Annotated in this window: 20 protein-coding genes and 1 tRNA gene; 8 read left to right on the plus strand and 13 right to left on the minus strand. The window is 64.6% G+C overall.

Annotated elements, in window-relative coordinates; genetic code table 11:
- From VGU00_RS07185 to astD, 3 genes are all read right to left on the minus strand, one after another.
- Positions 1-297 carry a DUF2849 domain-containing protein gene (locus VGU00_RS07185; protein ID WP_327466942.1) on the minus strand — a complete coding sequence of 99 codons (297 nt, stop codon included), beginning with the start codon at positions 295-297 and terminating at the stop codon, positions 1-3.
- Positions 294-1,091, minus strand: a complete 798-nt coding sequence (gene cobA, locus VGU00_RS07190; RefSeq protein WP_327466944.1) for a uroporphyrinogen-III C-methyltransferase — start codon at positions 1,089-1,091, stop codon at positions 294-296. Before cobA ends, VGU00_RS07185 begins: the two co-directional genes overlap by 4 nt.
- A gap of 165 nt (positions 1,092-1,256) precedes the next feature.
- The gene (gene astD / locus VGU00_RS07195) at positions 1,257-2,702 is read right to left on the minus strand and encodes a succinylglutamate-semialdehyde dehydrogenase (RefSeq protein ID WP_327466946.1); all 1,446 of its coding nucleotides are present in this window, start codon (positions 2,700-2,702) and stop codon (positions 1,257-1,259) included.
- Positions 2,703-2,874: 172 nt separating this feature from the next.
- Here astD and VGU00_RS07200 point away from each other — a divergent pair, with 172 nt between their 5' ends.
- The 4 genes from VGU00_RS07200 (at position 2,875) to VGU00_RS07215 (ending at position 6,790) form a co-directional block, all read left to right on the plus strand.
- Positions 2,875-3,762 carry an alpha/beta hydrolase gene (locus VGU00_RS07200; protein ID WP_327467456.1) on the plus strand — a complete coding sequence of 296 codons (888 nt, stop codon included), beginning with the start codon at positions 2,875-2,877 and terminating at the stop codon, positions 3,760-3,762.
- Entirely contained in the window at positions 3,735-4,937 is a 1,203-nt protein-coding gene (locus VGU00_RS07205) for a glycosyltransferase (RefSeq protein ID WP_327466948.1), read from the plus strand. The genes VGU00_RS07200 and VGU00_RS07205 overlap by 28 nt, the downstream gene beginning before the upstream one ends.
- Positions 4,938-5,021: 84 nt before the next feature.
- A complete protein-coding gene (locus VGU00_RS07210) occupies positions 5,022-6,425 on the plus strand; it encodes an NAD(P)H-dependent flavin oxidoreductase (RefSeq protein WP_327466950.1) in 1,404 nt (467 codons plus the stop codon).
- A gap of 41 nt (positions 6,426-6,466) precedes the next feature.
- The gene (locus VGU00_RS07215) at positions 6,467-6,790 is read left to right on the plus strand and encodes a hypothetical protein (protein ID WP_327466952.1); all 324 of its coding nucleotides are present in this window, start codon (positions 6,467-6,469) and stop codon (positions 6,788-6,790) included.
- Positions 6,791-6,836: 46 nt separating this feature from the next.
- Here VGU00_RS07215 and VGU00_RS07220 read toward each other — a convergent pair whose 3' ends face one another.
- The gene (locus VGU00_RS07220; protein WP_327466954.1) at positions 6,837-7,835 is read right to left on the minus strand and encodes a D-glycerate dehydrogenase; all 999 of its coding nucleotides are present in this window, start codon (positions 7,833-7,835) and stop codon (positions 6,837-6,839) included.
- A 137-nt stretch (positions 7,836-7,972) separates the two neighbouring features.
- Here VGU00_RS07220 and VGU00_RS07225 point away from each other — a divergent pair, with 137 nt between their 5' ends.
- Positions 7,973-8,431 (plus strand): SH3 domain-containing protein, encoded by a 459-nt coding sequence (locus VGU00_RS07225; RefSeq protein WP_327466956.1) that lies wholly within the window; start codon positions 7,973-7,975, stop codon positions 8,429-8,431.
- A 58-nt stretch (positions 8,432-8,489) separates the two neighbouring features.
- On the opposite strand, the gene VGU00_RS07230 is transcribed toward VGU00_RS07225, so the two are convergent.
- The 3 genes from VGU00_RS07230 to VGU00_RS07240 form a co-directional block, all read right to left on the minus strand.
- Positions 8,490-8,957 (minus strand): hypothetical protein, encoded by a 468-nt coding sequence (locus VGU00_RS07230; protein ID WP_327466958.1) that lies wholly within the window; start codon positions 8,955-8,957, stop codon positions 8,490-8,492.
- A 178-nt stretch (positions 8,958-9,135) separates the two neighbouring features.
- Complete coding sequence (locus VGU00_RS07235) at positions 9,136-9,966, minus strand: hypothetical protein (protein ID WP_327466960.1); 831 nt, start codon at positions 9,964-9,966, stop codon at positions 9,136-9,138.
- Positions 9,963-11,150, minus strand: coding sequence for an acetyl-CoA C-acyltransferase (locus VGU00_RS07240; RefSeq protein ID WP_327466962.1), 1,188 nt, complete (start codon positions 11,148-11,150; stop codon positions 9,963-9,965). The genes VGU00_RS07235 and VGU00_RS07240 overlap by 4 nt, the downstream gene beginning before the upstream one ends.
- A gap of 170 nt (positions 11,151-11,320) precedes the next feature.
- Between VGU00_RS07240 and VGU00_RS07245 the strand changes: the two genes are divergently transcribed.
- Positions 11,321-12,775, plus strand: coding sequence for a coniferyl aldehyde dehydrogenase (locus VGU00_RS07245; protein WP_327466964.1), 1,455 nt, complete (start codon positions 11,321-11,323; stop codon positions 12,773-12,775).
- A gap of 1 nt (position 12,776) precedes the next feature.
- On the opposite strand, the gene VGU00_RS07250 is transcribed toward VGU00_RS07245, so the two are convergent.
- A complete protein-coding gene (locus VGU00_RS07250) occupies positions 12,777-13,886 on the minus strand; it encodes an AI-2E family transporter (RefSeq protein WP_327466966.1) in 1,110 nt (369 codons plus the stop codon).
- A gap of 103 nt (positions 13,887-13,989) precedes the next feature.
- Here VGU00_RS07250 and VGU00_RS07255 point away from each other — a divergent pair.
- A tRNA-Leu gene (locus VGU00_RS07255) sits at positions 13,990-14,074 on the plus strand.
- A 6-nt stretch (positions 14,075-14,080) separates the two neighbouring features.
- Here VGU00_RS07255 and VGU00_RS07260 read toward each other — a convergent pair.
- Positions 14,081-15,073 (minus strand): TraB/GumN family protein, encoded by a 993-nt coding sequence (locus tag VGU00_RS07260; protein WP_327466968.1) that lies wholly within the window; start codon positions 15,071-15,073, stop codon positions 14,081-14,083.
- A gap of 298 nt (positions 15,074-15,371) precedes the next feature.
- On the opposite strand from VGU00_RS07260, the gene VGU00_RS07265 reads away from it, so the two are divergent.
- Positions 15,372-15,992 (plus strand): PilZ domain-containing protein, encoded by a 621-nt coding sequence (locus VGU00_RS07265; RefSeq protein WP_327466970.1) that lies wholly within the window; start codon positions 15,372-15,374, stop codon positions 15,990-15,992.
- A 3-nt stretch (positions 15,993-15,995) separates the two neighbouring features.
- On the opposite strand, the gene VGU00_RS07270 is transcribed toward VGU00_RS07265, so the two are convergent.
- The 4 genes from VGU00_RS07270 to VGU00_RS07285 form a co-directional block, all read right to left on the minus strand.
- Entirely contained in the window at positions 15,996-16,640 is a 645-nt protein-coding gene (locus tag VGU00_RS07270; protein ID WP_327466972.1) for an FABP family protein, read from the minus strand.
- A gap of 22 nt (positions 16,641-16,662) precedes the next feature.
- Positions 16,663-17,514 carry an N-carbamoylputrescine amidase gene (gene aguB, locus VGU00_RS07275; protein WP_327466974.1) on the minus strand — a complete coding sequence of 284 codons (852 nt, stop codon included), beginning with the start codon at positions 17,512-17,514 and terminating at the stop codon, positions 16,663-16,665.
- 58 nt (positions 17,515-17,572) lie between these two features.
- The gene (locus VGU00_RS07280; protein WP_327467458.1) at positions 17,573-18,556 is read right to left on the minus strand and encodes an agmatine deiminase family protein; all 984 of its coding nucleotides are present in this window, start codon (positions 18,554-18,556) and stop codon (positions 17,573-17,575) included.
- A gap of 136 nt (positions 18,557-18,692) precedes the next feature.
- The gene (locus tag VGU00_RS07285) at positions 18,693-20,375 is read right to left on the minus strand and encodes a M28 family metallopeptidase (protein WP_327466976.1); all 1,683 of its coding nucleotides are present in this window, start codon (positions 20,373-20,375) and stop codon (positions 18,693-18,695) included.
- Positions 20,376-20,522: the final 147 nt, after the last annotated feature.

Raw genomic sequence — 20,522 nt, forward strand, 5'->3', positions numbered from 1 at the left:
TCAGATCACCCAGTCGCCGGCCGCGGGGTCGGCGGGTTTCAGTGTCAGGTCGGGGCGTACGGTCGGCCCCAATGCGCGGATGCGGTCCTTGATATGCGCGGGGCGCGGGCCGTCGGCGGTCTGTTCGCCCGCGATGATGTAAGGCGCGTTGACGCGGCGTGCGCCTTCCTCGGCGGCGAGGATCGCTTCGCCCTGTTCGCCGACGTCGGCGGCGTCCTCGATATGCAGCGACCAGTCGGCGCCGGTCCACCAGGTGACAAATCCTGTTTTCAGGTCGTTGCCCGTGAGCAGTTTCATGTGAAGTCCCCAATATTTTCGATGTCTTGAGCGACGCCCGGCGCGCCGAGGCAGTCGAGCGCGTCGGCGCGCGCCGCGACCTTGCCAACGATGATCAACGCCGGGCTCGCGACCTTCTCGCGTACGACAAGATCGCCGAGATCGGTCAGCAGCGTGCGGAGCACGCGCGCATCGGCGGTCGTCCCGCGTTCGACCACGGCGACCGGAAGGTCGGGCGATACGCCGTCGGCGATCAGCTTGTCGGCGATCGCATTGGCGGTCGCGAGGCCCATGTAGATGACGAGCGTGCGGCCATGGCCCGCGAGCCCCGACCAGTCCTGATCGGTGAGATCCTTGCACTGGCCGGCGACGAAGCTGACCGCGCTCGCATCCTCACGGTGGGTGAGGGGAAGGCCGGCCTGCGCCGCGCAGCCGGCGGCAGCGGTGATGCCGGGGACGACCTCGACTATGATGCCGGCTTCGCGCGCCGCATCGAGTTCTTCGCCGCCGCGCCCGAAGATGAACGGATCGCCGCCCTTCAGGCGCACGACCTGCTTGCCTGCAAGCGTCTCGCGGACGAGAAGTTCGTTGATCAGTTCCTGCTTCATCGTGTGGCGGCTACGCTGCTTGGCGACGCTAATGCGTTCGATATGCGGCGGGATCAGCGCGAGCACGCCTTCGCCGACGAGCCCGTCATGGACGACGAGGTCGGCACTTTCGAGCAACCGCGCGGCGCGCAGCGTCAGCAGGTCGGGATCGCCCGGGCCGGCGCCGACAAGCCACAGCTTGCCCGCAGATGGGAGAGTCTGTTCCATGCACGATAAATGATGGTGCAGGCCTCGATTGGCAAAGCAGGCTTTATTGACGCTGGTGAAGGTAAAATTTCCTCCATCATCGTCGTCACCCCAGACTTGATCCGGGGTCCATAATTTCGCCGCTGGAATGGATGCCGGATCAAGTCCGGCATGACGAAGATGGGGCTATAAATACTTCTTCGTCACGAGTTGCGACCCTTCGGGATCGCGCAGGCCGACGCCGATCGATGCCCGCATCGCGTCGCTTTCCGAACTCGCGACCGGATAGGCGCAGTAATCGGCGGCGTAAAAGGCGCTCGGCCGGTGGTTGCCCGACAGGCCGATGCCGCCGAAGGGCGCGGCCGATGACGCGCCGTTGGTCGGCCGGTTCCAGTTGATCACGCCGGCGCGCGCGTTGGCCCAGAATTGATCATAAAGCTGCGGGGTGCCGCCGATCAGCGACGCCGACAGGCCGAAAGCGGTGTTGTTCGCCTCCGCGATCGCGGCTTCGAAACTGTCGACGCGGATCACCTGGAGCAGCGGGCCGAAAAGTTCGATATCGGGGCGCTCGGGCATCGCAGTGACGTCGATGATTCCCGGGGTCAGAAAGGGGCGTCCGGCAACCGGACGCGTCATGTGGCGGATCACCTTGCCGCCGTTCGACATCAGGATCAGGAAGCTCTCGGTCAGGCCGTCGGCCGCCTCATTATCGATCACCGGACCCATATAGGGGGCAGGTTCGGCGTGCGGATGATCGACGATCAACCGGTTCGCAAGGTCGCGAACTTCCTCGATCAGCCGGTCGGCGAGGCTGTCCCTGACGATCAGTCGCCGGGCATTGCTGCATCGCTGCCCCGCGCTGAGGAACGCCGATTGGATGACAATGATCGCCGCGGTGCGGATATCGGCGGTGTCCCAGACGATGATCGGATTGTTGCCGCCCATTTCGAGCGCGAGCATCTTGCCCGGCTGTCCGGCGAACTGGCGATTGAGCGCAAGCCCGGTCCGTGCCGACCCGGTGAAGAGCAGCCCGTCGATGCCAGGATGGCCCGCAAGCGCCTTGCCCGTTTCGGGGCCGCCGATGACGAGGCGTAACACCTCCTGCGGTACGCCGGCGCTGTGGAACAGTTCGACAAGCTTCGCGCCGACAGCCGGGGTCTTCTCGGACGGTTTGAAAACCACCGAATTGCCCGCAACCAGTGCGGGAACGATATGCCCGTTGGGAAGGTGCGCGGGGAAATTATACGGCCCGAGCACGGCGAGTGCGCCATGCGGCTTGTGGCGGACCGCGTTGCGGAGCCCCATCGCGCCTTCGATCCGCCGGTTCGGTGTCCGCTCGGCATAAGCGGTGACCGAAATATTCACCTTGTTACAAACCGATTCGACTTCGGTGCGGGCTTCCCAGAGCGGTTTTCCGGTTTCGCGCGCGATCAGGTCGGCGAAGGGTTCGGCTTCGGCTTTCACCCGGTCGACGAAACGGCGCAGCGTTTCGGTGCGGAAGGTTACGGGCTTTGCCGCCCATTCGGGCCACGCGCGGCGGGCGGCCTCGACTTCGGCGTCCACGTCGCTGACCGGCCCGCGCCACAGCTCTTCACCGGTTGCGGGTTCGAAGGAAATCAATGGCTCGCTCATGGTCGCTCGCGTCTTATCGGCGAAAACGGGTAGGGGCAACCTGCACCGCGCTTCCATGACGGATCGCTTGCGCAGCGCGGCGGGGTTCGCGATAGACACAGGCGAGTCCCGGTCGCCGAAGCGAGACGGGCCTGATTCAAGGGGACGTGCCATATTGGCGAAGCAGGATGCAATGTCGGACGGACGCCGCGACTGGTCGGACCATTATTGGTGGTCGTCCGACGGCGTCCGGTTGCACGCACGCGTCTATGCCGGTCCCGGCGATAGTGAAAAGGCACCGCCGATATTGTGCATGCCGGGGCTCGCGCGAAACGCCCGCGACTTCGAGCTGTTGGCTCCGCATGTCGCACGATATCGCAAGGTGATCGCGATCGAATTCCGCGGCCGGGGCGAAAGCGCCTTTGCGAAGGATCCGATGACCTACGTCCCGCTGACCTATGTGCAGGATGTTGTCGCGTTGCTCGACGAACTGGGCATCGATCGGTTCGCAACAATCGGTACGTCGCTGGGCGGACTGGTTTCGATGCTGATGGCGGCGACATTGCCGGGACGGCTGGTCGGCGCGGTGCTGAACGATGTCGGGCCCGAACTGGAGGCCGCAGGGCTCGAACGAATCCGCGACTACATCGGCGCGGGCGGCAGCCAGCCGACATGGATGCACGCTGCCCGGGCTTTCTCCGAACTCAACGCTGCTATCTATCCCGGCTATGGAATCCACGACTGGCTGCGGCTCACCAAGCGCACCCATCGGCTGACCGCCGAGGGACGGATCGTCACCGATTATGACAAGCAGATCGCTGCGCCGCTGCGCGTTCCGAACGGCGGCGATGCGGGGATCGACCTATGGCCGGCGTACCGTTCGCTAGGCGATGTACCGCTCCTGATCCTGCGCGGGGCGCTTTCGGACATCCTTGCTCGTGCGGCCGGTGAAAAAATGGCAGCCGAATTGCCGCGCGCACGACTTGTCGAAGTGCCAGGCGTTGGCCACGCGCCGACCATGGACGAACCCGAAGCGCGCGCCGCGGTCGACGCGTGGGTGGCGGCGCTTCCGAAATCGTGAGCGCCGACGAACCCGGGGCGCCCTGGCCGATCCGTATCCTGCACCTCCATTCAAGTTTCTCGCTCGGCGGCAAGGAAGCGCGCGCCGTCCGGCTGATGAACCTGATGGGGGACCGCGCGCATCACACGATCCTGTCGGCGATGCCCGACGCGCTCGGCGCGCGCGATGCCATCGCTCCCGGGATCGTCGTCGATTTCCCGAAGGATGCGCCCCCGCTGTACGGCAAGCCATCGCTGCCCCGTTATCGCTTGCTCGCCGAGTATATGACGCGGTTCGAACTCGTGCTCAGCTATAACTGGGGCTCGATGGACGGGGTGATGGCGCGCCGGGTCCATGTTTCGCGCCTGTGGCACAGCATGCCCCCGCTGATTCATCATGAGGATGGCTTCAACGAGGATGAAAGCGTCCGGCGTAACTGGAAGCGCAATCTCTTCCGCCGCTTCGCGCTGCGTACGGCGCAATCGGTCGTGGTTCCCTCGACCGTGCTGCAACGGATTGCGGCCGACGAATGGGGCGCGCGCGATCGCGTCGAACTGATCCGCAACGGCATCGACACCGCCGGCTATGCCGGCGGCCCTGCGGTCCCGATCCCCGGTTTCAGCCGCCGCGACGGCGAGGTCGTGATCGGCACCGTCGCCGGGCTGCGCAAGGTCAAGGATCTGCCGCGGCTCGTGCGCGCTGTCGGGGCCCTGCCGCAAAATGTCCGGCTGGTGATCGTCGGCGAGGGGCCCGAACGCGACGCGATCCGGGCCGAAGCGGCCGCGTGCGGTCTCGCCGACCGCCTTGTCATGCCAGGCTTCATGGCCGAACCCGCGCGCTGGATCGGTCATTTCGACCTGCTCGCGCTGTCGTCGCGCAGCGAGCAAATGCCCATTGCGGTGGTCGAGGCGATGGCGGCAGGCCTGCCCGTCGTCAGCCCCGCTGTCGGCGATGTCGTCGCGATGGTGTCGGACGCGAACCGGCCGTATGTCGCGGCGGACGAGGCGGCTTTTCGCGCGGCGCTGGCGCAGATGAGCGAAAGCGCCGCGCTGCGGGCCGATGTCGGGGCGGCGAACCGGCGCGTCGCCGCCGAACGGTTCGACGAATCAATCATGGTCGGCGCTTATGAAAAGCTCTATGCTCGGGCGCTGGAAGGTTATGGGCCGTTTAGCGGCGGATGGGTCGGCTTCGATTGACAAAAGGGCCGAATTTCCGCTTACGCAAGCGGCAACGGGGGCCGGTTCGCGGACGCGAAGCGGCGGAGAGAGAGAAGGTTTAGAGTGTTCAAAGGTTTGAAGCCCATCCTTTACGGCGGGCGTGAAGTCTGGCCGCTGGTCGAAGGCGGCAAGGGCGTGTCGGCGACCAACCATATGTCGAGCGGCGCATGGGCTGCCGCTGGTGGGATAGGCACCGTGTCGGCGGTCAACGCCGACAGCTACGACGCCGAAGGCAAGATCATTCCGCAAATCTACCGCGCGCTGACGCGCAAGGAACGCCACGAAGAGCTGATCCGGTACGGCATCGAAGGCGCTGTCGCGCAAGTCAAGCGCGCCTATGACGTGTCGGGCGGCAAGGGCGCGATCAACATCAATGTGCTCTGGGAAATGGGCGGCGCGCAGCAAATCCTCGAAGGTGTGCTGGAGCGGACCAAGGGCCTTGTCGCGGGCGTCACCTGCGGCGCGGGCATGCCGTACAAGCTCAGCGAAATCGCGGCGCGGCACAATGTCCTGTACCTCCCCATCATCAGCTCGGCGCGCGCCTTCCGCGCGCTGTGGAAGCGTGCCTACAGCAAGGTGCCGGAGTTGCTGGGCGCAGTCGTCTATGAGGATCCCTGGCTCGCGGGCGGGCATAACGGCCTGTCGAACGCCGAAGATCCGCTGGTTCCGCAGGATCCCTATCCGCGCGTCGCCGCAGTGCGCGAAACGATGCGCGCCGAAGGCATTTCGGACGATGTGCCGATCGTGATGGCAGGCGGCGTCTGGTATCTGCGCGACTGGGAGAACTGGATCGACAATCCAGAACTCGGCCAGATCGCCTTCCAGTACGGCACGCGCCCGCTGCTGACCGAAGAAAGCCCGATCCCGCAGCAGTGGAAGGATCGCCTTCGCACGCTCGACGACGGCGACGTGCTGCTCCACCGTTTTTCGCCGACAGGTTTTTACTCGAGTGCGGTGCGCAATCCGTTCCTCCGCGACCTCGAAGCGCGCTCGGAACGCCAGATTCCTTACTCGAAGCAGGAAGCGGGCGATCACATCGTCCAGCTCGATGTCGGGGTGAAGGGCAAGAATTTCTGGGTCACGCCGCATGACCGCGCGCGCGCGCGCGACTGGTTTGCCGAAGGCTATACCGAAGCGCTGAAGACCCCCGACAATACGGTGGTTTTTGTGACCGAGGCGGACAAGGCGATGATCCGCAAGGATCAGACCGACTGCATGGGCTGCCTGTCGCATTGCGGATTCTCGTCGTGGAAGGACCATGACGATTACACCACCGGCTATCTCGCCGACCCGCGCAGCTTCTGCATCCAGAAGACGTTGCAGGACATCGCCCACGACGGCGATACCGAGCAGAATCTGATGTTTGCGGGCCATGCCGCATTCAATTTCAAGACCGATCCCTTTTACTCGAACAACTTCACCCCGACGGTGAAGCAGCTTGTCGACCGGATATTGACGGGCGATTGACGAGCGTTTCCCCTTCGCGAGAAGAGACGGGACGTGGTGGCATGAAGCGCATCTGGCGAGTGGTGGCGGTAGCCGCGGCGTTGGCGCTTGCGGCGGGCGCCGCCAGCGGCGCGCCGGCGGAAAAGCCCGCCGAGCGGGCGTGGCGCAACTACGAACTGCTTCGCAGCGGCGCCAAAAAGCCAGGCGACCTGAGCGACGCCGAGCGGCGCGAACTCGCGGCGCTTTTGAAACTGATGCGTGAAAATCGGAACGCCGACCGGCGCACCCCGCGGCAGCGCTGCATCGATGAAGAGGTCGAGCGCGAAGGCGGAAATCCGAGCGACTTGGCGATGCGGGCGATCGACCTCAAATGTAGCCAGCGCTGAATCCCGGTGCCGTAAGATCGGCAGGCAATTTATCGGGGCGAGGGGGTCAGGCCCACCCCTCCAGCACCTGATCGGGCGGGCGGTGCCCGTCGCACCAGGCGCGGATATTCGCGATGACCTTTTCGCCCGACGCTTCGCGGCCCTCGATCGTCGCCGAGCCGAGATGGGGGAGCAGCACGACATTGTCGAGCGCGAGCAGCGCCGGGTCGACCGCGGGTTCGTGAGTATAGACGTCGAGCCCGGCGCCCGCGATCCGGCCGGTCTGCAGCGCCGCAACCAGCGCCTTTTCGTCGACGATCTCGCCGCGCGCGGTGTTGATGAGATAGGCCGTCGGCTTCATGGCGCCGATCCGCGCCGCGTTGACCATCTCGTGCGTCTCGCTGGTGTGCGGGCAGTGGATCGTCACCACGTCGCTGATCCGGAGCAGCGTGTCGACGCTGGCGTGATAGCTCGCGCCCAATTCCTCTTCGATCGCTTCGGGCAGGCGCCGGCGATTGTGATAGTGGATCGACAGGCCGAACGCGCGCGCGCGGCGCGCAACCGCGATGCCGATACGACCCATGCCGATGATGCCGAGCAATTTGCCGCCGACGCGGTGACCGAGCATCGCGCTCGGCGCCCAGCCGGCCCATTGGCCCGACCGCATCAATTTCTCGCCTTCGGCGAGGCGGCGTGGGACCGACAGGATCAGCGCCATCGTCATGTCGGCGGTATCTTCGGTGAAGACCCCGGGTGTGTTCGACACCATGATGCCCCTGGCGCGTGCGGCCGACAGGTCGATATGGTCGACGCCCGCACCGAAATTGGCGATCAGTTTCAGCCGCTCGCCCGCCGCGTTGATGATATCGGCGTCGATCTCGTCGGTCACGGTCGGCACGAAGACGTCGCAGTCGGCAACCGCGGCCTTCAATTCATCGCGGGTGAAAGCCTCGTCGCGCGCCGACAGCGACACGTCGAACAATTCGGCCATGCGCCCCTCGACATGCGGCATCAACTGGCGGGTAACGATGACGCGCGGGCGTTTCGGGCGGGATGAATCGGGCATGGCCGCCGATAGAGCGCGCCGTGGCACGGCGGTCAAGAGCGCCGACGCCAAAAGAAGCGCGAAAAGACAGGGGATGAACGCAGCCTTTTGCGCGGCGAACGGTTGAAATGCCGACATGAGTTTGACAAGGCAGAGTGATGACCAGCCGCCAGATAATAGTTGCCGCCGCATTGATGGCCGTCGTGGGACCGGCCGCCGCCCAATCCGATGTCGAACTGCCCTATTGGGCGTCGATCAACGTCGACGAGGCGCGGATGCGCAAGGGGCCCTCGCCCGACGTGCCTGTGATCTGGGAATATCGGCGCAAGGACCTGCCGGTAAAGGTCGTCGCGCGCTTCGAGACCTGGCGCAAGATCGAGGATCCCGACGGCACGCAGGGCTGGATGGCGGCGCGGCTTTTGAGCCGGACGAGGACGGCCATCGTGACCGGCGAAATCCGCCCGATGCGCGAGGAAGCCAGCCTGTCGGCAGCGGTTGCCTATCGCGCCGAACCCGGCGTCGTCGGGAAGATCACCGACTGCAAGAATGGCTGGTGCCTGTTCGACGTGAAGGGCCGCAAGGGCTGGATCCAGGCCGACCATATCTGGGGCGACTGATACGCCCGAATGGAAAGGGCCGGACGATCGCTCGTCCGGCCCTTCCTGCCCTTAGCGGTTAGCGCCGCCAGTTGAAGTGGTTGCGATAGACCTTCACAACCCGACCGTTGCGCTCGTTGACGAGCAGCAGGTCGTTATAATGGCGCACATAGGTCAGGTTGCGACCGGCGCGCGGAATGCCCCAGCGGCTGTCCCATGCCGGGCGATAGCTGGGCGCATAATAGTTCGAACGCAGTGTCGAACCGACGCGGAACTGCTGATATTTGAACGGTGCGCGATAATTCTGGTAGCGCGTGTCACGGCGCCAGTCGCGCTGGCTCTCGCGCAGGTCCTTGCGGGCGTCGCGCACATCGTGGCGCGCATCGCGGACGTCGCCGCGGTCGCCGTAGCGCTGGGCGTGACGCAGGTCGCGCTGCTCTTCGCGCAATTCCTTGCGATCGTTGCGGATCTCACGGGTCTGCGCCTGCGCAGCAGCCGGGATCATCATCGCGGCGATCAGGCCGGCGGTGAGAAATTTGCTCTTCATTGTGCCATTCCTTTGAATCGGTCAGGGGGGAGGGGATCTGCCCGATGACAAGGATGGATTAGGCGAGTCAGCTTGAACGGAACCGGAATGCGGCGTTTATTTTCAGGACATTAGTGTCGCAATTTGTCGCGCGCGGACGACGAGACGGTATCTCGCCGGGGCGAGCCCATGCAACCTTTCAAAGGGTGGGCATGTCCTGATCGAGCAGCCGTGCCCGTGGCTCACCGCCTACGACTTCGCTCACCCACAGGCGCTCGTTTTGCGTGGTGATCACATAGATCGGCGTCCGTCCGGCAAAGACCGAGAAAAAGTGGATTTCGGTCGGCGTGGGATCGAGCAGATGCGATATCACGAAGCCTTCGGCCTTCGCATCGAGCGGCATTGCGATGCAACTGTTCGTAAAAGACCGCGAAGAGACGATTTTTCCGTCCTTCACGGCGTTGCGATGATGTCCGCCGAGGGGAATGTTGCCCGTCTCGGTCTGCGGTGAGAGCAGATACACCAGATCGGCGTCATCGGGCGCGGATCGCGGCAGAATGACACGGTTGAAGCGCCGGTTGGCGCAGCGAAGGGGCCCATCCTCGGGTACGGCGTCCGACGCTGCGATCAGGCGCGCTTCCTCGGCCGATAGTCGATCGCTTCCCGCCACATGAACCTTGGCGTCGCGAACATCGGTTCCGCCGGTCCAGACCGCCGAATAGACGGCACGATGCTCTGCGCCGGCATCGCCCGAATAATAAGTGACGCGATAGTCTCCGCGGTCGGGCGTGACCACCCAACCCCTGATTGTAGCCAGCGTTTCGCCGCGCAGGTCGCGCTTCAACGCGTCGGTGGTGTGCCACGCGGCCTGGTCGTAGCGATAGAGGAGCTTGGCGCGGTCGATTGCCAGCGCGAGGCTTGCGTCTTCCTCGGCCGACAGCGGCGCTTGCGCCTTGCTCTCGGGCTTGGCCAGTGCTGGCGCCGCCGCGCTCAATGCGAGCGCGAGCGGCAGGATCAGCGTGCGCTTCAAACCAGCTCGACCGCAACCGCCGTCGCTTCGCCGCCGCCGATGCAGAGGCTGGCGATGCCGCGCGTCTTGCCGTGGCGCTGGAGCGCCGCGATCAGCGTCGTGATGATGCGCGTGCCGCTGGCGCCGATCGGGTGGCCGAGCGCGGTCGCGCCGCCGTGGACGTTGATCTTTTCGTGCGGGATGCCGAGGTCGTGCATCGCGAACATCGCCACACATGCGAACGCTTCGTTGACTTCGAACAGGTCGACGTCGCCGATCGACCAGCCGGCCTTTGCCAGCACCTTGTTGATCGCGCCGACGGGGGCGATGGTGAAATCCTTTGGCTCCTGTGCATGCGCGGCGTGCGCGACAAGCTTTGCGACGGGCTTGGCGCCCTTGACGTCGGCGACCGACTGGCGCGTCAGCACGACGGCGGCGGCACCGTCCGAGATCGACGAGCTGGTCGCGGCGGTGATCGTGCCGTCCTTGGCGAAGGCGGGCTTCAGCGTCGGGATCTTGTCGGGCATGCCCTTGCCGGGGGCTTCGTCGGTGTCGACGACCACATCGCCCTTGCGGCCCGAGATGGTCACCGGCGCGATTTCATTGGCAAAGGCGCCGTCGGCAATCGCGGCTTTGGCGCGGCTCAGCGATTCGATCGAATAATCGTCCTGCGCCTGACGCGAGAGCTGATAGGCGTCGGCGGTATCCTGCGCGAAGGTGCCCATCGCGCGGCCGGCGTCATAAGCGTCCTCGAGCCCGTCGAGGAACATATGGTCATAGGCGGTGTCGTGACCGATGCGCGCACCGCCGCGATGCTTTTTGAGCAGGTAGGGCGCGTTGGTCATCGATTCCATGCCGCCCGCGACGATCAGGTCGACGCTGCCCGCGGCGAGCGCTTCGGCGCCCATGATCACGGTCTGCATGCCCGAACCGCACACCTTGTTGACGGTTGTGGCCTGCACCGACTTGGGCAGGCCGGCCTTGATCGCGGCCTGACGCGCCGGCGCCTGGCCCAGCCCGGCGGGCAGCACGCAGCCCATATAGATGCGTTCGATATCGTCGCCCGACACGCCCGCGCGCTCGACCGCCGCCTTGACCGCGGTCGCGCCGAGGTCGGTCGCGCTCGCGTCCGAAAGGCTGCCCTGCATGCTGCCCATCGGGGTGCGCGCATAGGAAAGGAAGACGACGGGATCGGTGGCGGTCATATCGAGAGACTCCGTAGGGGAAAGATACGTCGGCGGCCCGATTAGCGACTTTGCTGCACTTGCGAAAGGGGCATCGCGGGTCGAGCGATAGATGGGCGGCCGGTTTCATCTTGCAACCCGCCGCGCGGCATGATCAAACGTCGCCCGCACATGTTTAGGGGAGACGGGTCATGGCCACCGCGATCAAGCAGGATTTAGCCGGCGAAACGGCGCGAATGCACGAAGTGCTCGCCGCGCAAAAGGCGAGCTTTACGGCGGCCATGCCCGAAACGCTGGCGGTCCGCAGCGACCGCATCGACCGCGCGATCGCGCTGCTCGTCGATAACGCCGAGGATTTCGCCAAGGCGGTGAGCGAGGATTTCGGCCACCGCAGCCGTGAACAGACGCTGATGACCGACATCATGCCGTCGGTGAGTGCGCTCAAGCATGCGAAGAAACATATGGCGGCCTGGTCGAAGGGCGAGAAGCGCAAGCCGACATTCCCGCTCGGGCTGCTGGGCGCAAAGGCCGAGGTTGTCTACCAGCCGAAGGGTGTCGTCGGTGTGGTGAGCCCGTGGAATTTCCCGGTCGGCATGGTCTTCGTGCCGATGGCGGGTATCCTCGCCGCGGGCAACCGCGCGATGATCAAGCCGAGCGAGTTCACCGAAAATGTCTCGGCGCTGATGGCACGGCTGGTGCCCGACTATTTCGACGAGAGCGAAATCGCGGTGTTCACCGGCGATTCCGACGTCGGCGTCGCCTTCTCGAAACTGGCGTTCGACCATATGATCTTCACGGGCGCGACGAGCGTCGGCAGGCATATCATGCGCGCCGCCGCCGATAACCTCGTGCCCGTCACGCTCGAGCTGGGCGGCAAGTCGCCGACCTTCATCGGACGCAGCGCGAACAAGGATCTGGTCGGGCAGCGCGTCGCGCTCGGCAAGATGATGAACGCGGGGCAGATCTGCCTCGCGCCCGACTATCTGCTCGTCGCCGAGGATCAGGAAGGCGAGGTGATCGACAGCGTCACCAAGGGCGCGACCGCACTCTATCCCACCTTGCTCGCCAACGACGATTACACCTCGGTCGTCAACACGCGCAATTACGACCGCCTCCAATCCTATCTCGCCGACGCACGCGAAAAGGGCGCCGAGGTGATCGAGGTCAATCCGGGCGGTGAGGATTTCGCGAGCTCGAATGGCCACAAGATGCCGCTGCACATCGTGCGCAACCCGACCGACGACATGAAGGTGATGCAGGAGGAAATCTTCGGCCCGATCCTGCCGGTGAAGACCTACAGGAATATCGACGACGCGATCGACTATGTGAACGCCAACGACCGCCCGCTCGGCCTCTATTATTTCGGGCAGGACAAGAGCGAGGAGGACCGCGTGCTGACGCGGACGATCTCGGGCGGCGTCACGGTCAACGACGTGCTGTTCCACAATGCGATGGAGGATCTGCCGTTCGGCGGCGTCGGGCCGTCGGGCATGGGCAATTATCACGGCGTGGATGGCTTTCGCACGTTCAGCCATGCGCGTGCGGTCTATCGTCAGCCGAAACTCGACGTTGCGGGGCTTGCGGGCTTCAAGCCGCCTTATGGCAAGGCGACGGCGAAGACACTGGCGAAGGAATTGAAGAAATAGCTCAGTCCTTCCCGGCGATCTTGATGTCCTTGCCGAGCAACGTCTTCACATAGATGCGTTGCACGAGGACATAGACGACGACGGTCAGCGGCGCAGCGAGCAGGACGCCGAGGAAACCGAACAGGATGCCCGCCGCGACCACCGCGAAAAGCAGCACTGCGGGCGGCACGTCGACGGCCTGTTTCTGGATCATCGGTTGCAGGAAATTACCCTGCAACTGCTGGATTGCGAGGAACAGGACCAGCGTCCAGAGCGCGGTCATCGGCGACACGGTGAAGGCGAGCAGCACCGCGGGAATGCCGGCGATAATAGGCCCGACCATCGGGATGATGTCGAGCAGGCCGGCGATCAGGCCGAGGCCGCCGGCGGCCGGCACCCCGAGCGCGGCGAGGCCCGCCCAGGTCAGCGCCGCGACGACAAGCGAGGAGACCGCCTGTCCCATCATCCAGCCCTTGAGCCCGCGCCCGGCGTCGCCGAGCGCCAGCGCCGCGGTTTCCTCCGCGCGTTGCGGAAGCATGAGCAACAGCCCGCGCCGGTAGGTCGCCGGGTCGCTGGCGAGAAAGATCGCGGCGACGAGTACGAGCACGAAATCGGCGATGCCGCTTCCGGCCGCGAGCGCATAACCGCCCGCCTGCTGCACGATGCGAGAGATGTCGTCGCCGCCCACTGCGGCGAGATCGCGGACCTGCTGACCCAGGCCGTATCGGTTCAGAAATTCCTCGAGGCCTTGCAGCGCCGGCGGAATCTGCTCGCGAATCGTGTCGACTTCGCGCGCCAACTGCGATCCGAACAGCATGAAGGCGCCCGCGAAAATCGCGACGATCCCCGCGACCGACAGCGCCAGCGCGAACCCGCGGCCGATCCTTGTCTTGCGGCAGAGCCAGCTTGCGATGGCATCGAAAATCGCACCAAGGACGATCGCGGCGAAGACGAGCATGAAGAAGCGCGTCAACTCGATCACCAGCAAGGCGACGCCGACCAGCGCCAGTACGATCAGCGTCGCCCCAGCGATCCGGCCGGGCCCGAACGCGGGCGGCGGCGCGTCGGCGGACTTCGCTTTGCTCTGCGATCGGGCGGGTGAGGCGGCGGGCGCCGGCGTCTTTTCGGTCATCGCGCCACCTTATCCGCGGACGCAATTCGCGCAACCATCTGCTTCGCCATGATTCCCGCTGGACGGACGGGTCCCTTTTGTGGCAACGGCTCCGCGTCAACGGGCCCCTGTGGTGAAATTGGTAGACGCGCTCGACTCAAAATCGAGTTCCGCAAGGAGTGCTGGTTCGAGTCCGGCCAGGGGCACCATTTCTTTTATTTCCGAGCCGCCGCTGCGCCGGGCCGCCATATCGGCCCGCGGATCGCAAGCCCTTGCGATTCAAGCTGGTCGAGCACGCCTTCGCGTTCGGCAAGGATCCGGAGCGGGACCACTGCGAGCGTGGCCCCCGATTGCGCCGTCGCTTCGCGGATTGCGGTGACCCATTGTTCGCGAAGGGCAGGTCCAAAGCCGTCGTTGGTCCACGGCCAGCAGCGCCCGAGGGCTTCCTCCAGCGGACTAGCCATGACGGCCGGGACCTCGAACTCGGTCCAGGCTTCGCCGCGCGCGATTACGATGTCGGGACCCGCCTCGGCCGCAGTCATTGCTGCTGCGAGGCACGGAATATGCGTATCGGGTGTAGCGGCGAAAAGATTGTCGAGCATATCCTCGCCGCGCACTTCGCCGACCGGGCGGGCAGGGATCTTAGCCTGCCGGGCGGCGCGGCGCACGACGTCGGAGGCATCGTCGGCCGTGTCGCGGTTGAATGCGAGGCGTTTCGACAGGAGGTCGAATGCCGTCATCAAGAAATTCTGCCGCGCATAGTCCTGATCGAACCGTGTCTCGAGCGCCTGCAGCCGTTCGAGCTGGCGCGCGTCCAGATAGTCGGCTGCCGTGCGGTCCTTCGGCAATTTCATCAGCTTCCCGCCACGGAAGATCAACCGGAGGATATCGCCCGGCGACACTTTTGCCTTCGTGCCCAGGATCACTCTTTGCGCCCGCTCGGTTGCACCTTCGAGCCGTTCAGGCCGCCAGGGGGTGGCTTTGGGGACTTCGGCAATCTCGCCGACAAGTATGACGACGCCCGCACCGGTCTCGATCGTCCACATCGGCGCGCCCGATCTGCGCGCGGTGACCACGATTTCGTCATTTGCCCCGGCCGGTGTTGCCGCATCCGGACTGCCTTCTGCTTGTGCCGATGCGCGGTGCGGCAGCGCGGTGGTCGCCGCCACGGCGGCGAGCAGCAGGAAGGGCAGGTGGGTCTTTTTCATTCGGCTACTCCAGCTCGGCTTGCCGCCCGCTTCTCGCAGGCGCGATTGTTTTCGGATTGGCCCTTAATCCGGGCGCGGCAGCACCGTAAATTATGCAAAATACAAAATTATTCATCGGCCAGTGGTCAGCACGTCGGACATCGGGCTGCATTTGTTGAAGCTTCGTTAACTATGATATCCAATGTGATTGAATAATAAGCGAATTTAATATATTAGCATTTTGTGCGTTTTGAGTATTTTGCAGTATTGGTAGGGACTTACTGTTTCGATCTGACGCTGTTTCGATGGGGTGATGGCCATGAATCAACGTCTCTTCTCCGATCCGGCAGAGGAGCAGGGCGGTGCCGCCGGCAGCGATCGCCGCGGCGGCGATCGTTACCGTACGGTGTGGCGCATCGCCAAGGTCATGCGCAACGGCGACGCGGGGCTGTGGCGCGTTCGCAATATTTCGGATCGCGGCATGATGCTTGCGGCCGATGTTCCGATTGCTGTCGGCGAGAAGCTCGAGATTGCGCTGTCGGACACGGTGGTCATCGCCGGCGAGGTGGTGTGGTCCGAGGCCGGGCGCTGCGGCGTTTCGTTCGACAAGGAAGTCGATGTCGCCGATGTGCTCAAGCAATTGGCGGCCGAGCAGCGCGCCACGGGATACCGTCAGCCGCGACTGCCGGTCCACACGCGCGCACAGGCGGTGACCGACGACGGCACGACCGAGATCGAACTGGTCGACATGTCTCAAAACGGCGCCGGCTTCATTCATGACGGCCATCTCGAGGTCGGCAAGGAGTTCGACCTGATCCTTGCGGGCGGGGTCAAACGTCGCGCGATCGTACGCTGGTCGCGGGCAGGTCGGGGCGGGCTCTGGCTCACCCAGCCGCTCGATCGCGCCGACCTTGAAAGCATCCACCGCTTCGAAAGCTGAGGCTCAGGCAGCGCCGCGGACAATCCTGGCCCATGGGTTGAGATCGGGCTCGGCGATCTTCGTCAGCCGGTTGTGGTCGCGGTGCCGGAACAGCTCGTCGCGACCCTTTACCATCAGCATCGTGTCCGAGACATAGCTCCATGATCCGTCGTCGTGGAAGTCGACCGTCAATTCGTAGCTGTCGGTGCGGAAGGCAAGGTCGAGGAAGGTCGTCGAGCAGATGCCATATTCGGTTTGCCCGCGCTCCGCTTTCACGACGAGCCGCTTGTCGCCCGGTTTCGCATGTCCCGCCGCGATCGCGATCTGCCCGCGGGGGATCGCCAGCGTCTGGATAATCAGGCCGGTCGCGGCTTCATAGAGCCAGTAGCCGACCTGATCGTGGAAGGTGATGTCTTCTTCGCGCGTGTTGATGTGGACGTGATAGCGAAGCCCGTAAAAGAGTTGCGGGCCGTTCGCCTGCGGGTCGATCGGCTGCATTTCGATCCGCTCATAATATTTGCGCGTTTCGGGGCCGTCGGCCTTCGGGTTCACGTCGACGCCGCGTGTCCCTTCCCATATCCCGGCAAGGCGAACGAGCGGGCCCAGATTGGCGAGCGTTTCGGGGTCGACGTCGTCGGGCTCGGTGAAGATGTCGTCGGGTAATTCCATCGCTTGCCCCCAGATATTGCCGTCAGATGTCCTCGACGAGCCGCCCGTAAAGCTGCGGCCGGCGGTCGCGGAAAAAGCCCATGCCGGCGCGGTGCTTCGCCGCGGGGTCGAGATCGATCGTCTCGACGAGCACGCCGGTTTCGGTGGCACCGAACGCCTGTGTCATGTCGCCCCATTCGTCGGTGATAAAGCTGTGGCCATAGAAATTGGCGTCGCCCTCGGTGCCGATGCGGTTCGCGGCGATGACGGGCATGCAGTTCGATGCGCTATGCCCCTGCATCGCGCGGCGCCACATGCGGCTGGTGTCGAGATCGGCGTCATAGGGCTCGCTGCCGATCGCGGTCGGATAAAAGAGCAATTCGGCGCCCATCAGCGCCATCGCGCGCGCGCACTCGGGATACCATTGGTCCCAGCAGACGCCGACGCCGATGCGGGTGCCGAAAACGTCCCAGACCTTGAAGCCCGTATTGCCGGGGCGGAAATAATATTTCTCTTCATATCCGGGGCCGTCGGGGATGTGGCTCTTGCGATACGTCCCCATGATCGCGCCGTCGGGGCCGATCATCGCCAGCGTATTGTAATAATGGTGGCCGTCGCGCTCGAAAAAGCTCGTCGGGATCGCGACCTTCAGCCTTGATGCGAGCGCCTGCATCGCGACGACGCTCGGATGTTCGGTCGTCGGACGCGCCGACGCGAACAATTGCTCATCCTCGATCTGGCAGAAATAGGGGCCTTCGAAGAGTTCGGGCGGCAGGATGATTTGCGCGCCCTTGCCAGCCGCTTCCTCGACGAGCGCGGTGACGGCATCGATATTGGGCTGGACGGGGCCGGGCAGGGGAAGCTGCAACGCGGCGACGGTGATGGTGCGGGTCATGGTTCGTCCGTGATGGCGCGGGAATCGAGCCGGAATATAGGGCGCTTCGCTCTCGATGCTAGGCCGGAAGCTGCTGGCTCGAGCAGTGGAAGCTGCCCCCGCCGACGATGATGCCGCGCGCAGGCACGCCGATTGCGCGGCGATCGGGGAAAAGCGCGGCGAGCGTGTCGACCGCGGTCTGATCGTTGGCGACGCCGTAGGTCGGGACGACGACGGTGCTGTTGCCGATATAGAAGTTCATATAGCTTGCCGCCGCGATCTCGCCGTCCACTTCGACGCGGCCGGGCGAGGGCAGGTCGACGATCTCGACCCCACCGAACGCTGCGGCGCGCGCGCGCGCATCGGCATAGATATGGGCATTGGGGTCATCCGGTCCCGCCGCGACGGGCAAAGCGAGGCGCCCTTCGCCGACGAAGCGCGCGAGATTGTCGACATGGCCGTCGGTATGATCGCCGACCAACCCGTCGCCAAGCCACAGAATCCGGTCGATGCCGAGCGATTGGTGCAGCCGTGCCGCGATATCCTCGCGCGTCAGCGCCGGATTGCGGTTCGTGTTGAGCAGGCATTCCTCGGTCGTCACGCACAGGCCGGTGCCATCGACGTCGATGCCGCCGCCCTCGAGCACCCAGTCCGGGTGCTGCGTCGGCAGGTCGGCATGCGCCGCCAGGATCGCACCGATCTCGCGGTCGCCGGGCATCACGAACTTGTTGCCCCACCAGTTGAAGTCGAAATTGCGCGCCTCGCGCCGGGCTCCGGTGCCGACGATGATCGGGCCTGTGTCGCGCAGCCAGATATCGCCGAAGGGGGCGACGAACAATTGCACGCCCGCATCGACGAGCGCCTCGGCGATATCGGCATTGTCATGGTCGCGAACGAGCAGGTGCACCGTCTCGCCGCGCCCGCCGTCATGGACGGCGTTCGCGAAGGCCGCGACATCGCGCCGCGCCGCATCGATCTGGCTCGACCATTCGTCCACCATATGCGGAAAGCCGATCCAGACGGCGTCGTGGGGCGCCCATTCGGCGGGCATGCGGTGGGTCATCGCGCGATAGTCCTTTGCGTCGATGCCCGTGACATCGATCTTCTCGTCCAGAACGCAGCAATCCAGAATGGCTGCTGCCATTCTGGATTGCCGGAACATGATGCTCCCCGCAACTGCGGAGGAGCGGTTGTCGTCGTTACTTGCCGGCGCGCGACTTGTCGCGGGCGGCGCGGAATTCGTCGCCCTCGACCCAGTTCGGCCATGCGTCGGTCATCGCCAGCATGCGGCCCGCGGCATAATAGAGGCGCAGGTCCGACATCATGCCGCCCCAGTTGGTGATCGCCTCATATTCGTCGCCCGGCGCGTGATAGCGGTTCTTTTCATAGTCTTCGGCCGCCTTCTTGCCGGCCTCGACGCCGCCCTCGACCAGCTCGTCGCCGCTGCCGAAGTTGAACATCGGGACGCCGAGCTTGGCGAAGCTGAAGTGGTCCGAACGATAGTAGAAGCCCTTTTCGGGGGTCGGCTCGGCCTTGATCGTGCGGCCCTCCATCTTGGCCAGCTTTTCGACATAGGCGTCGAGTTCGGACTTGCCGCCACCGACGACGACGATGTCCTTTGCCGGGCCGATAGCATTGAGCGCGTCCATGTTCACGCCGCCGACCGTCTGCGCGAGCGGGAAGATCGGGTTTTCGGCGTAAAATTTCGAACCGAGCAGGCCCGATTCCTCGGCCGTCACGGCAAGGAAGACGATACTGCGATCGGGCGCGCCCGCCTTGTGGAACGCCTGCGCCAGCGTCACGAGACCGGCGATGCCGCTCGCATTGTCGACGGCGCCGTTGCAGATGTCGTCACCGGCGACGGGCGTGCAGCGGCCGAGGTGATCCCAATGGCCGGTGTAGAGCACATATTCGTCGGGGCGCTTGGCGCCCGGCAGCACGCCGATGACGTTGCGCGACATCTTCTTCGCGATTTCATTGTCGAAGCCGAAGTTCGCCTTCACGCCGGTGAGCGCGACGGGCTTGAAGCCCTTCTGGCCGGCCGCAGCGCGCAGCTTGTCGAAGTCCTGACCCGCGCTCGCGAACAGTTCTTTCGCCTTGGGGAGCTGGATCCAGCCGTTCGCAACGGTCTGGTCGGCGCCGCCATTCTTGCTTTCGGCGAGGTACTGCGTGCCGGTGTTGCTGCTTTCGACGACGTTCCAGCCATAGGCGGCGGGTTCGGTGTCGTGGACGATCAGCACCGCAGCGGCGCCCTGGCGTGCCGCTTCCTCATATTTATACGACCAGCGGCCATAATAGGTCATCGCGCGGCCGTTGAATTCGCCCTTCGCTTCCTTCGTCTGCCAGTCGGGATCGTTGACGAGGACGACGACGGTCTTCCCCTTCACATCGAGCCCGGCATAGTCGTTCCAGCCCTTTTCGGGGGCGTTGATGCCGTAACCGACGAACACGACATCGCTGTCCTTCACCTCGGTCTTCGGCTGGACGCGCCAGCTGAACGCGACATAATCCTTGGCATATTGTGCGGTCACGGGCGTCTTGCCGCCGGTGAAGCTGATCGGCGTCGCGTTCTTCGCGGTGATCTCGACCAGCGGCACGTCCTGCGTCCACTTGCCGTTGTTGCCGGGCTTCAGCCCCGCTTCCTCATATTGTTTGATGATATAGGCGACGGTCTTTTCCTCGCCCGGTGTGCCGGGTGCGCGGCCCTCATAAGCGTCCGACGACAATTCCTTCGTCACCGCCTGCAGCGTTGCGAGCGACAATTCGGGAATCTGGACGTCGGGGATCGCGGTGGCGGACGTCGCCGCCTTGTCGGAGGTGTTGCACGCGGCAACGGTGAGGAGGACCGCAAGGGCTGCGGTCGAGCGGGGGAAACGAAGCATGGAATGTCCTTGGATATGGGAATTCGACGGACGGGTTTGTGCCAGCCCGCCGGGCCTACGGCAAGTATCGCGTTGCAACTGAAACCAATTTCGCTTGGCAATTTCCGGACGGCAATTTAGCGATCGAAACCAAGGAATAAGACGGGG

The sequence above is a fragment of the Sphingopyxis sp. genome (genome assembly GCF_035944815.1).
In the GTDB taxonomy this organism is placed as follows: Bacteria; Pseudomonadota; Alphaproteobacteria; order Sphingomonadales; family Sphingomonadaceae; genus Sphingopyxis.